Annotated in this window: 10 protein-coding genes and 1 pseudogene; 5 read left to right on the top strand and 6 right to left on the bottom strand. The window is 69.4% G+C overall.

Translation table 11 applies throughout. The features are described from left to right. Positions 1-228, bottom strand: a pseudogene (locus QMX80_RS16085) (hypothetical protein); the annotation flags it as partial. Between the two features lie 11 nt (positions 229-239). Beyond that, entirely contained in the window at positions 240-1,022 is a 783-nt protein-coding gene (locus QMX80_RS16090; RefSeq protein ID WP_055764568.1) for an enoyl-CoA hydratase-related protein, read from the bottom strand. 167 nt (positions 1,023-1,189) lie between these two features. Here QMX80_RS16090 and QMX80_RS16095 point away from each other — a divergent pair, with 167 nt between their 5' ends. From QMX80_RS16095 to QMX80_RS16105, 3 genes are all read left to right on the top strand, one after another. Then, positions 1,190-1,888 (top strand): FKBP-type peptidyl-prolyl cis-trans isomerase N-terminal domain-containing protein, encoded by a 699-nt coding sequence (locus tag QMX80_RS16095; protein ID WP_055764570.1) that lies wholly within the window; start codon positions 1,190-1,192, stop codon positions 1,886-1,888. Positions 1,889-2,090: 202 nt separating this feature from the next. Then, entirely contained in the window at positions 2,091-2,891 is an 801-nt protein-coding gene (locus QMX80_RS16100) for a CoA pyrophosphatase (protein ID WP_282278155.1), read from the top strand. Then, the gene (locus QMX80_RS16105) at positions 2,888-3,790 is read left to right on the top strand and encodes a sulfurtransferase (RefSeq protein ID WP_282278143.1); all 903 of its coding nucleotides are present in this window, start codon (positions 2,888-2,890) and stop codon (positions 3,788-3,790) included. The genes QMX80_RS16100 and QMX80_RS16105 overlap by 4 nt, the downstream gene beginning before the upstream one ends. A 137-nt stretch (positions 3,791-3,927) precedes the next feature. Here QMX80_RS16105 and QMX80_RS16110 read toward each other — a convergent pair whose 3' ends face one another. Further along, complete coding sequence (locus QMX80_RS16110) at positions 3,928-4,482, bottom strand: N-acetylmuramoyl-L-alanine amidase (protein ID WP_273082130.1); 555 nt, start codon at positions 4,480-4,482, stop codon at positions 3,928-3,930. A 59-nt stretch (positions 4,483-4,541) separates the two neighbouring features. On the opposite strand from QMX80_RS16110, the gene QMX80_RS16115 reads away from it, so the two are divergent. Together QMX80_RS16115 and rlmKL are read left to right on the top strand one after the other, a co-directional pair. Then, positions 4,542-5,069, top strand: coding sequence for an alpha/beta fold hydrolase (locus QMX80_RS16115; protein ID WP_055764578.1), 528 nt, complete (start codon positions 4,542-4,544; stop codon positions 5,067-5,069). 471 nt (positions 5,070-5,540) lie between these two features. Continuing rightward, positions 5,541-7,682: a bifunctional 23S rRNA (guanine(2069)-N(7))-methyltransferase RlmK/23S rRNA (guanine(2445)-N(2))-methyltransferase RlmL gene (gene rlmKL / locus QMX80_RS16120; protein ID WP_282278147.1), complete on the top strand. Its 2,142-nt coding sequence runs from the start codon at positions 5,541-5,543 to the stop codon at positions 7,680-7,682. 237 nt (positions 7,683-7,919) lie between these two features. Here the strand turns inward: rlmKL and rnfB are convergent, their stop codons facing one another. From rnfB to metG, 3 genes are all read right to left on the bottom strand, one after another. Beyond that, positions 7,920-8,384 carry an Rnf electron transport complex subunit RnfB gene (gene rnfB, locus QMX80_RS16125; protein ID WP_282278150.1) on the bottom strand — a complete coding sequence of 155 codons (465 nt, stop codon included), beginning with the start codon at positions 8,382-8,384 and terminating at the stop codon, positions 7,920-7,922. Positions 8,385-8,407: 23 nt separating this feature from the next. Continuing rightward, a complete protein-coding gene (locus QMX80_RS16130) occupies positions 8,408-8,998 on the bottom strand; it encodes an HAD family hydrolase (RefSeq protein WP_273082276.1) in 591 nt (196 codons plus the stop codon). 85 nt (positions 8,999-9,083) lie between these two features. Next, on the bottom strand, positions 9,084-11,159 hold the full coding sequence (gene metG / locus QMX80_RS16135) for a methionine--tRNA ligase (protein WP_282278153.1): 2,076 nt from the start codon (positions 11,157-11,159) through the stop codon (positions 9,084-9,086). Between the last annotated feature and the right edge of the window lie 100 nt (positions 11,160-11,259).

An 11,259-nucleotide genomic window follows, 5' to 3' on the forward strand; every position in this document is an offset into this window, starting at 1 on the left:
GGCCAGGCGCACGCTGCGGGCACGATGGCGTTCGCGCGCTGCCCAGGCGCCGCGCAGGCGCTCCTGCGCCTGCGCCAGCAGTTGCGGCAGGCCCGGTTGCCGGGGGTCCAGCGTCGCGTCGCCGGGCTGCGGCACATAGTCCATCAGGCCGGCGTCCAGCGCGGCATCCAGATCGTCGTCCAGTACGTACTGCAGCAACTGGCGGGGAGAAACGCGGGGAGCGGGCATCGCGGCGTCGGTCAGCAGTTGCGGAATTCCGGCTTGCGGCGTTCGAGGAAGGCGCTGGTGCCTTCGCGCATGTCCTGGGTGGAGAACATCAGTCCGAACTGCGCGCTTTCATATTCCAGGCCTTCCTCGATGGCGCATTCGCCGCCGACATTGACCGCGTCGAGGATGCCGCGCAGCGCCAGCGGCGCGGCGCCGGCCAGCTGGGCGGCGATCCTGCCGGTTTCCGCCTCCAGCTCGGCGGCCGCGACCACCCGGTTGACGATGCCCAGCTGCTGGGCGCGTGCGGCGTCGACCGGCGCGCCGAGCAGGCACAGTTCCAGGGTGGCGGCGCGGCCGGCCAGGCGCAGCAGGCGCTGGGTGCCGCCGAAGCCGGGAATCAGGCCGAGGTTGATCTCCGGCTGGCCGATCCTGGCGGTGTCGGCGGCGATGCGCAGGTGGCAGGCCATGGCCAGCTCCAGGCCGCCGCCCAGGGCGAAACCGTTGACCATGGCGATCACCGGCTTGGGCAGGCGCTCGATGCGGCGCATCAGGCGCTGGCCGAGCAGGGAGAAATCGCGTCCCTGCACCGGACTGAGGCCATTCATCTCGGCGATGTCGGCCCCGGCCACGAAGGCCTTTGCGCCAGCGCCGGTAAGGACCACCACCCGCACTTCCTCGGCCTGGGCGGCCGCGGCGAAGGCGGCGTCCAGCGCTTCCAGGGTCTGGCGGTTGAGCGCATTGAGCTTCTCCGGGCGCTGCACGGTGATGGTGCGGACGCCATCGCGGGTGCTGATCGAAACCGGTGCGTCGGACATGCTGACTCCAGGGAAAAGTTAAAGAAAAGTAATCGGGGAACTCCGGCCACGACCGTTGGTCAGAAGCCCCTGTCGTCAGTGGCGGTCCGCCGTTGTGGCGGCTATCCTAACCCGTCGCCTCTAGCGGCATGGTTGCCCTGAGACATCATTTCCTGGAGAACTGTTTGATGAAGTTGCGTTCTATCGCGGTCGCCGTGGCCGCTCTGGCCCTCACCGGCACTGCAATCGCCCAGGACATCTCGTCCGAGAAGGGCAAGCTGAGCTACTACTTCGGATACGACTACGGCAACAACCTGGCGGAACTGACCGCCCGCGGCGAGCAGCTGGACATCGCGTCGGTGGTCAAGGGCCTGCAGGACGCCTATGCGAAGAAGCAGCCCGCGATCACCGGTGAGCAGCTCAAGCCTGCCGTCGAGGCATTCCAGCGCCGCGAGCAGGGTCGTGCGGAAGCCGCCAAGGCCGAGTACGAGAAGGCCGCTGCCGAGAACAAGACCCGCAGCGACCAGTTCATGGCCGCCAACAAGGCCAAGCCCGGTGTGCAGACCCTGCCCAGCGGCGTCCAGTACCGCGTGATCGAGACCGGCAATGGCGCCAAGCCGACCCAGGCCAGCACGGTGCAGCTGCAGGTCGCAGGCCCGTTCGGCTATGGCCAGCGTCCTGAGAATGTGCAGGCGCACGATGTGCCGGCGCTGAAGCTCAGCGACGTGGAGATGCAGGCCATGCGCGAGGTGTTGCTGCAGATGCCGGCCGGCTCCAAGTGGGAAATCACGCTGTCGCCGGACAAGGCCTTTGGTGCGGATCCGCGCACCGGCTTCCCGCCGAACGTGGCGGTGCAGTACGAGGTCAAGCTGGTCAGCGTCAAGTAATCGCTGTCCAGTACGGGAAGGACGAGTGCGCTGGCGACCCGCTCGCCAGCGCGGCTCTCGTAGAGGCTTCCCACAGGTACCGCATTCTTTCCGCGCCTGTGTCGATGCAGGCCGGCATGGCGGCAGCCCGGATGATCCGCGCATGGCATTCTTCGGGCCGCCCTGCCCAAGTTCGCGCTAGGCTTGCCTGATGTCGCAACCGATGGATGCCGTACGTCGTGCCATATCCAGTCCCTGCATCGGAATCTGCTCGCTGGACGGCGGCCGTTGCCGGGGCTGCCTGCGCACGGGCGAGGAGATTGCCGGCTGGGTGCGTATGAGCGAGCCGCAGCGCCAGCACCTGATGCGGGACGTGCTGCCCGCGCGCGCGTTGGAAGCCGGTTCGCTGGCTGCTGCGCTGCCCGGGCATGAGCGCCTGCTGCGAGCGTTGAACCCGCTGGCCTCCGCGCCGACCGACAAGGGCTGGAACTACAGCGAACTGGCCGACCTGCTGCCGTCCGGTCCGCCGGCCGAGGCGGCGGTGCTCGCCGGGCTGGTGCCGCGCCCGCAAGGCGTGCAGGTGTTGTTGACCCGCCGCACCGAGATGCTGCGCAACCATGGCGGCCAGGTCGGCTTTCCCGGCGGGCGCATCGAGCCGGGCGACCGCAACCCGGTGGCCGCGGCCCTGCGCGAGAGCAGCGAGGAGATCGCGCTGCCCCATGAGCGGGTGCAGGCGCTGGGCTATCTGGATCCGTTCGTCACCATTTCCAGTTTCCGGGTCACGCCGGTGGTGGCGGTGATCGACCCGGCATTCGTGCCGGTGCCGCAGCCATCGGAAGTGGCCGAAGTGTTCGAAGTGCCGCTGGATTTCCTGATGGATCCGGACAACCTGCGCCAGATCGAGATCGATCACCGCGGCCGCGTCCGCCACGTACTCGAATACACCTGGCCGGGCCAGCGCATCTGGGGCGCGACCGCGGCCATCCTCTACAACCTGCGTCGCCGCCTGGAGCAGACCCCATGAATGCCATCGACCCGCCGTGGACCACGCTGGTGGACGCGGTCTCGCTTGCCGCCGTGCTTGCTTCCACATCGCCGCGCCTGGTCGATGCGCGCGCCACCGCCAGCACCGCCACGCGGCTGGTGGACGCGCGCTTCTCGCTGGCCGATCCTCAGTCCGGCGCCGCGGGATACGCGGCCGGGCATCTGCCGGATGCGGTATACGCAGACCTCAACCGCGATCTTTCCGACCTGTCGCGACAGGGCCATGGCCGCCATCCGCTGCCGGACAGCGAGGCTTTCGCCGCCACGCTGGGGCGCTGGGGCATCGGCGCGGATACGCAGGTGGTGGTCTATGACGCCGGCGACGGCAGCATGGCGGCGGCGCGGCTGTGGTGGCTGCTGCGGCTGATCGGCCACCGCAGGGTCGCGGTGCTCGATGGCGGGCTGGCGGCATGGCAGGCCGCCGGGCAGCCGGTGGTGGCCGATGAGACGCGGGTGCCGGCGCTGCCGCCGTATCCGGGGCATTTCGACCTGGCCCAGGTTGCCGCTGCCGACGAGATCGCCGCGCGCCTGGCGCAGGAGCCGGGCTGGCTGATCGACGCGCGTGCTGGCGAACGTTACCGCGGCGAGGTCGAGCCGCTGGACCGTGTTGCCGGCCATGTGCCCGGCGCGCTCAACCGCCCGTTCGCGCTGAACCTGCGCGATGGCCGTTTCCGCCCGGCGGCGGAACTGCGCGCCGAACTGGAACCGCTGCTGGGCGCGCATGCGCCGGGCGAGGCGGTGATGATGTGCGGCTCCGGCGTCACCGCCTGCCACCTGCTGCTGGCCTTCGAGATCGCCGGCCTGCCGGGGGCGCGGGTGTTCGCCGATTCGTGGAGCGGCTGGTCGTCCGATCCGGGGCGCCCGGTGGCGCGTTCGTAAACGCAGCTGCGGGAACGGTTGCGGGAGCGATGCAGGCCGCGACCGGATTTTGCCGTTGAATCCCCGTACATCGAGCAGTGGGCTGTCGCGGAGGGAGCCGCACGAAAGCCCGGCCGCGACTGACGTCGCTCCTGCGATTATTCCGAAAGCCGCTGCAGCGGGATTGCCGCCAGCACTTCGTCCCACGGGAACCGCGGGCCCGGGTCGCGCTTGCGCGGCACCTTCAACGCTGGATCGTCGCTGGCCGGCACCTGCTCGGTATCCAGGTCCTCGTGGCCGGCGATCCAGCGCAGTGCCGGCAGCCGTTGCGGCAGCCAGCGCAGCAGCGCGACCAGGGCCTGGATCTGCGCCTGCGCATACGGCTCGTCCATTGCCTGGTGGCGGGAATCCAGCCAGTGCGGATAGCGGCCGGTGTTGATCAGTTCGATGCCGAGCGCGCGCGGGTTGATGCCGCGCACGTGGTGCGCGCTGCGCTCGGGCGCGACGTATTGGTGGATGCTGCCGTCGCGGTCGATGTAGTAATGGCCGCTGTTGCCGGTGCCGCTGTCGTAGAGCACGCGTTCGCCATATTCGCGCGCCATCGCCAGGTCCGGCAGTTCGGTGCAGTGGATCACCACCAGGTCGATCGCTTCTGGTTCGCGCAGTGGCAGCAGCGGCTCGTAGGGCAGCGGTTCGAGATGGACGGCGGGCATGGCGTGCATCGGCGGATGCTAGCATTGCCGCCCCGTTCCGCTTCGTCTTCCGGTGTTCCATGAGCCGCGGCCACTGCATTCTTTCCCACGGTTTCGAGAGCGGTCCCGACGCGACCAAGGTCACCGCGCTGGCCGAAGTGGCGCAGCGCCTGGGCTGGACCCACGAGCGCCCGGACTACACCGACCTGGATGCCCGCCGCGAGGTCAGCGAAGTGGGCGATGTGCCCGAACGCCTGCAGCGCCTGATCCGCCTGGCCGGCGCGGCCGCCGCGCGCGGCCCGGTGGTGCTGGCCGGTTCCAGCCTGGGCGCCTACATCTCGGCCATCGCCTCGCTGCATGTGCCAGTGCGGGGGCTGTTCCTGATGGTGCCGCCGACGAAGATGGGGCCGATGCCGGCGCTGGACGCGGCGCCGGTGCCGACCAGCGTGGTCCATGCCTGGCGCGACGAACTGATTCCGCCGGCCGCGGTCATCGCCTGGGCGCAGGCGCGCGCCGCGCGCCTGCTGCTGGTCGACGACGGCCATCGCCTGGAGAATCACGTCCAGGCCTCTACCCGGGAATTCGAGGCCCTGCTGCAGGCCCTGTAGAGCGGGGCAGCACCCCCGCTGGGGCATTCACGGCCAAGCCCGCCGGGCGTTGCCCGGCGCTACACAACCCACGCCGCCGCGTAGAGCGGGGCAACGCCCCGCTGGAGCCTTCCCGGCCAAACCCGCCGGGCGTTGCCCGGCGCTACGGAACCCACGCCGCCGTGTAGAGCGGGGCACCGCCCCGCTGGGGCATTCACGGCCAAACCCGCCGGACGTTGCCCGGCGCTACGGAACCCACGCCGCCGCGTAGAGCGGGGCAACGCCCCGCTGGAGCCTTCCCGGCCAAACCCCGCCGGGCATTGCACGGTGCTACGGAATCCACGTCGCCCTGTAGAGCGGGGCAGCGCCCCGCTGGAGCCTTCCCGGCCAAACCCCGCTGGAGCTTCACCGGCAAGCCCGCCGGGCACGGCAGGGCCGGCCACGTACAATACGCGGCCCGGCACCGCGCCTGTCTCCTGTGATCGCTACCCCGTGAAATTCTTCGTTTCCTGCGCCAAGGGCCTGGAGTACCTCCTGGCCGACGAACTGCTGGCGCTGGGCCTGCCCAGGGCCACCGCCACCATCGCCGGGGTCAATGCCGAAGGAGAGCTGCGCGACGCGCAGCGCGTGGTGCTGTGGTCGCGCCTGGCCAGCCGGGTGCTGTGGCCGCTGACCGAATTCGACTGCCCCGACGAGACCGCGCTGTACCACGGCGTGCTGGTGATGCCGTGGGAAGACCATCTCGATGCCGAGCTGACGCTGGCGGTCGACGCGCATGTCTCCGGTACCGCCATCACCCACGCGCGCTTCGCCGCGCAGCGGATCAAGGACGCGGTGGTGGACCGCCTGCGCGGGGAGGGGTTGGAGCGGCCGTCGGTGAACGTCGAGTTGCCGGACGTGCGCATCAACCTGTCGCTGCGCAAGGGCAGGGCCACGATCTCCATCGACCTGGGTGGCGGTTCGCTGCACAAGCGCGGCTGGCGGCTGGCGCAGAACGACGCGCCGCTGAAGGAAAATCTCGCCGCCGCGGTGCTGCTGCGCGCCGGCTGGCCGAAGATCCACGCCGAAGGCGGCGGCCTGCTCGACCCGATGTGCGGCGGCGGCACCTTGCTGGTCGAAGGCGCGCTGATGGCGGCCGACGTCGCCCCCGGCCTGCAGCGCCACGGCAGCCTTCCGCCGAGCCGCTGGCGTGGCTTCGACCAGGCGCAGTGGCGCGAACTGACGGCCGAGGCGCGCGAGCGCGAGCGCATTGGCCGCGCCGCGCTGAAGCAGGTCATCCACGGCAGCGACCTCGACCCGCAGGCGATCCGCGCGGCCAAGCAGAATGCCGAGGAAGCCGGTGTCGGCGAGGCGATCTGGTTCGGCGTGCGCGACGTGGCCGACGTGCAGGTGCCGCCGCAGGAAACCGGTTGCGTGGTCTGCAATCCGCCCTACGACGAACGTCTTGCGGCCGACGCGGCGCTGTACCGCCGGCTCGGCGATGCGCTCAAGCAGGCGGTGCCGCAGTGGCGCGCCAGCCTGCTGTGCGGCAATGCCGAACTGGCTTTCGCCACCGGCCTGCGCGCGCGCAGGACCTACCAGCTGTTCAATGGTGCCATCGAGTGCACGCTGATCGTCTGCGACCCCATCGCGGTGGCCGGTCGCGCCGACGATGGCCAGCCGCGCGAGCTCAGCGAAGGCGCGCAGATGGTGGCCAACCGCCTGCGCAAGAACCTGAAGAAGTTCAAGAGCTGGCGCGCGCGGGAGAACGTGAGCTGCTTCCGCGCCTACGACGCCGACCTGCCGGAATACGCGGCGGCCATCGATGTCTACCTGGAAGACGGCGGCAAGCGCCGCACCTTCCTGCACGTGCAGGAATACGCCGCGCCCGCCGCCATTCCCGATGCCGACGTGCGTCGCCGCCGCAACGAACTGCTGGCCGCCGCGCGCGAGGTGTTCCAGGTGCCGGCCGAGCAGGTGGCGCTGAAATCGCGCGAGCGCGGCAAGGGCGGCAGCAAATACGGCCGCTTCGAGCAGCGCGGCGAGTTCGTCCTGGTGCGCGAGAACGAGGCGCTGCTGCGGGTGAACCTGTTCGACTACCTGGACACCGGCCTGTTCCTGGACCACCGCCCGCTGCGCCGGCACATGGCCGAACAGGCGCGCGGCAAGCGTTTCCTCAACCTGTTCTGCTACACCGGCGTGGCCAGCGTGGAAGCGGCGGTGGCCGGCGCGGCGTCGACCACCAGCGTCGATCTGTCCGGCACCTACCTGCAGTGGTGCGCCGACAACCTGGCCCTGAACGGCATGGGCGGCAGCCGCCACCAGCTGGTGCAGGCCGACGCGATCCAATGGCTGGAGGCCGAGCGCGGGCAGTTCGACGTGATCTTCTGCGACCCGCCGACCTTCTCCAATTCCGCGCGCGCGGAGGACTTCGACGTGCAGCGCGAACAACTGCGCCTGCTGCGTGCGGCGGTGGCGCGGCTGGCGCCCGGTGGCGTGCTGTATTTCTCCAACAACTTCCGCCGTTTCAAGCTGGAGGAGAACGCGATCGCCGAGTTCGCGCGCTGCCGCGAGATCAGCGCCAAGACCATCGGCCCGGATTTCGAGCGCAACGCGCGCATCCACCGCGCGTGGGAGCTGCAGCGGCTGCCATAAGCGCTGCCTGCCCCATCCGTAGGTGCGGCTTCAGCCGCGATGGGGCTTTCCCAGCAATCCCTGCCTGTAATTTGGCAAAAAAGGGAAGGCTCCTTTCGCGGCTGAAGCCGCTCCTACGGTGCCGAAGCCGTTGGGCCGGGGATGAGTTGCGCGATCTTGCGTCGCGCGCAGCCTCTGCCGGTAGTGCCGGCCGAGGGCCGCGGGGTGCCTAAGATCTCCAGGATTGCCTGGCCGGCATTACAAGGAGCGTTGGCTGTGGCCGACGTCCCGTCCCTGGCCATGCGCGGAAGCCGGCTCCAGCACGATGCAGTCCACCGGGCAGGGCGGGATGCACAGTTCGCAGCCGGTGCACAGGTCGGCCAGCACGGTGTGCATGTACTTGGCGCCGCCGACGATGGCGTCCACCGGACAGGCCTGGATGCACTTGGTGCAGCCGATGCAGTCGGCCTCGACGATGACCGCCACCTGCGCCGGCTTGTGTTCGCCGCGGCTGCGATCGAAGGGCTGCGCCGGCACGCCGAGGATGCGCGCCAGGGTGCGCGCGCCGGCATCGCCGCCGGGCGGGCAATGGTCGATGCCGGCTTCGCCGCGCGCCATCGCCTCGGCATACGGGCGGCAGCCGTCGTAGCCGCACTGCCCGCACTGGGTCTGCGGCAGCACCCGGTCCAGGCGTTCGATCAGGTTGTCCGGTGTGTCCTGCATGCGTGGCGTGGGCTGCGCGTGGCTCAGGAGACCGGCTTGCCGCGATACCAGCGCTCGTGCGCCAGGGCCAGCATCGGCTTGTCCTCGCTGCTGTCGCCGTAGGCGTGGATGCGCTGGAACCGGTCCAGGTCGAACTGCCTGCGGATGTGCTCGACCTTGCGCGGACCGCAGTCGCCGCCGGCATAGCGGCCGGTGAGGCGGCCGTCCTGTGCCTCCAGCCGGTTGCAGATCAGCTGCAGGCCCAATCCGTCGCACCACGCCTGCAGGTAGAGGTCGATGGAGGCGCTCACCACCACCACCGTATGCCCTTGTTCGCGGTGCCAGTCGATCTGTTCCAGCATTTCAGGACGGATGATCCGGGGCAGGTGTTCAAGGGCGAAGTCGGCGGCCATCTGCGCGATCTCGCCGGCGTGGCGGCCGCTGAACACCTGGGCGGTGACGCGGGCGCGGATGCGCCTGGCGGAAATCAGTTTCAGGCGGTAGGCCAGCAGCCACGGGCCGACGCGCCACCATGCCTGCGCGCGCTGTTCAGGCGTGGCCACGCGCCGCAGGAAGTGCCCATAGGAATCACCACGGGTGATGGTGTGGTCGAAGTCGAACAGGGCCAGCTGCATCGGCGTCATTGGTCATGGGTGATTCGAAAAGAGGTCGGTTCGCTGTGAGCCTGCTGTCGCGAATGCCCCATCACCAATCGCGGTTTCAGCGGACCGGCATGCCCGGCTGCGCGCCGGCGTCGGCGTCGAGCAGTGCCAGCGCGCCGCCATCGAAGCCGGCCGACAGGATCATGCCCTCGCTCAGGCCGAAACGCATCTTGCGCGGGGCCAGGTTGGCGATGAACACCACGTTGCGGCCGACCAGTGCTTCCGGCTCGGCATAGCTGCCGCGGATGCCGGAGAAGATCTGGCGCTGGCCGAGGTCGCCGGCATCGAGCAGGAAGCGCAGCAGCTTGTCCGAACCCTCGACGAAGCCGCACTCGATCACCTTGCCGATGCGCAGGTCGAGCTTGGCGAAATCATCGATGCCGATGTACGCGGACGCTTCACCTTCAGCCCCGGGCTCGGCCTTCACTTCGACCTTGGCGGGCTTCTCGGCCTTGGCCGGCTTGGCGTCGGCGGGCGGGGCGGCGAGGGTGTCCTTGGAGGCGTCGGTCATTGCGTCGATCATCTTCGGGTCGATACGGGTGAACAGCGCCACGTAGGCGGCGATGGTGTGGGCGGTCAGCGGCTTGGCGATATCGCCCCAGCCATGCATCGGTGCATTGAGGAAGCCCTCGGCCTGCTGCGCGGTGGCCGGCAGCACCGGCTTGAGCGCGGCCACCAGCACGCGGAACAGGTTCAGGCCCTGCGTGCACACCGCCTGCAATTCGGCGTCGGCGCCCTCTTGCTTGGCGATGACCCAGGGCTTGGTGTCGTCGATGTACTTGTTGGCTTCATCGGCCAGCGCCATGGTCAGGCGGATGGCGGCGGCCGGGTCGTTGCGCTCGTAGGCCTCGCGCACCGGTGCCAGTGCGGCGATAAAACGGTCGTACTGGGCCGGGTCGGGCAGGGCATCGGCGAGCTTGCCGTCGAAGCGCTTGGCGATGAAACCGGCGCAGCGACTGGCCAGGTTGACGAACTTGCCGACCAGGTCGGCATTCACGCGGGCGGTGAAGTCGCTCAGGTTCAAATCCAGGTCATCCACGCCACCGGAGGACTTGGCAGCGAAGTAGTAGCGCAGCGCTTCCGGGGCCAGGCCCACGTCCAGGTAGGTGCGGGCCATCACGAAGGTGCCGCGCGACTTGCTCATCTTGGCGCCGTCCACGGTCAGGTAGCCGTTGACGTGCAGCCTGGTCGGGGTGCGCAGGCCGCTGCCCTTCAGCACCGCCGGCCAGAACAGGCCGTGGAAGTTGACGATGTCCTTGCCGATGAAGTGGTGCAGCTCGGTGTCGCTGTCGGCGGCGAGCACGGCATCGAAGTCGTCGCCGGTCCTGGCGCACAGGTTCCTGAAGCTGGACAGGTAGCCGATGGGGGCGTCCAGCCACACGTAGAAGTACTTGCCCGGCGCGCCGGGGATCTCGAAGCCGAAATACGGCGCATCGCGGGAGATGTCCCAGGCGCGCAGGCCGCCTTCGGCGTCCAGCCACTCGGCCAGCTTGGCCTTGACGCCCGGCAGGGCGACGTCACCGGCCAGCCACTGCCGCAGGAAGTCCTGGAAGCGGCCGACCTCGAAGAAGTAGTGCTCGGAGTCGCGGATTTCGGGCGTGGCGCCAGACACCACCGACTTCGGCTCGATCAGATCGGTGGGGCCGTAGGTGGCACCGCAGACCTCGCAGTTGTCGCCGTACTGGTCCGGCGACTTGCACTTCGGGCAGGTGCCCTTGATGTAGCGGTCGGGCAGGAACATGCCCTTGGCCGGGTCATAGAACTGGGCCACCGAGCGGCGGCTGATGTGGCCGGCGGCGTCCAGCCTGTTGTACAGCGCCTCGGTCAGCTCGCGGTTGGCGGCCGAGTTGGTCGAATCGTAATGGTCGAAATCCACGCCGAAGGCAGCGAAATCGCGCTCATGGCTGGCCTGGATGTTGGCGATGAAGGTTTCCGGGCTGACCCCGGCCTTCTCGGCGGCGAGCATGATCGGCGTGCCGTGGGTGTCGTCGGCGCAGACGTACCAGACCTTGCCGCCCATCAACCGGCGCGCGCGTACCCAGATGTCGGCCTGGATGTAGCCCACCAGGTGGCCGAGGTGGAGCGGGCCGTTGGCATAGGGCAGGGCATTGGTGACGAGCGCGGTACGGGTCATGGCCGTTGGAGGGAACGTGGGGACCGCCGATTATGGCATGCCGTCCCGTGGCGGCCGGGAAAGCGGCCGCCGGATGCGCGAAACCCGGCCTTGGCCGGGT

Source organism: Stenotrophomonas sp. PS02297, assembly GCF_029959705.1.
Lineage (GTDB): Bacteria > Pseudomonadota > Gammaproteobacteria > Xanthomonadales > Xanthomonadaceae > Stenotrophomonas > Stenotrophomonas nitritireducens.

Excerpts from the sequence above, each read along its gene's own strand:
- QMX80_RS16090 (WP_055764568.1), bottom strand. The coding sequence starts at position 1,022 with ATGTCCGACGCACCGGTTTCGATCAGCACCCGCGATGGCGTCCGCACC.
- QMX80_RS16095 (WP_055764570.1), top strand. The coding sequence starts at position 1,190 with ATGAAGTTGCGTTCTATCGCGGTCGCCGTGGCCGCTCTGGCCCTCACC.
- QMX80_RS16100 (WP_282278155.1), top strand. The coding sequence starts at position 2,091 with ATGGATGCCGTACGTCGTGCCATATCCAGTCCCTGCATCGGAATCTGC.
- QMX80_RS16105 (WP_282278143.1), top strand. The coding sequence starts at position 2,888 with ATGAATGCCATCGACCCGCCGTGGACCACGCTGGTGGACGCGGTCTCG.
- QMX80_RS16110 (WP_273082130.1), bottom strand. The coding sequence starts at position 4,482 with ATGCCCGCCGTCCATCTCGAACCGCTGCCCTACGAGCCGCTGCTGCCA.
- QMX80_RS16115 (WP_055764578.1), top strand. The coding sequence starts at position 4,542 with ATGAGCCGCGGCCACTGCATTCTTTCCCACGGTTTCGAGAGCGGTCCC.
- rnfB (WP_282278150.1), bottom strand. The coding sequence starts at position 8,384 with ATGCAGGACACACCGGACAACCTGATCGAACGCCTGGACCGGGTGCTG.
- QMX80_RS16130 (WP_273082276.1), bottom strand. The coding sequence starts at position 8,998 with ATGCAGCTGGCCCTGTTCGACTTCGACCACACCATCACCCGTGGTGAT.
- metG (WP_282278153.1), bottom strand. The coding sequence starts at position 11,159 with ATGACCCGTACCGCGCTCGTCACCAATGCCCTGCCCTATGCCAACGGC.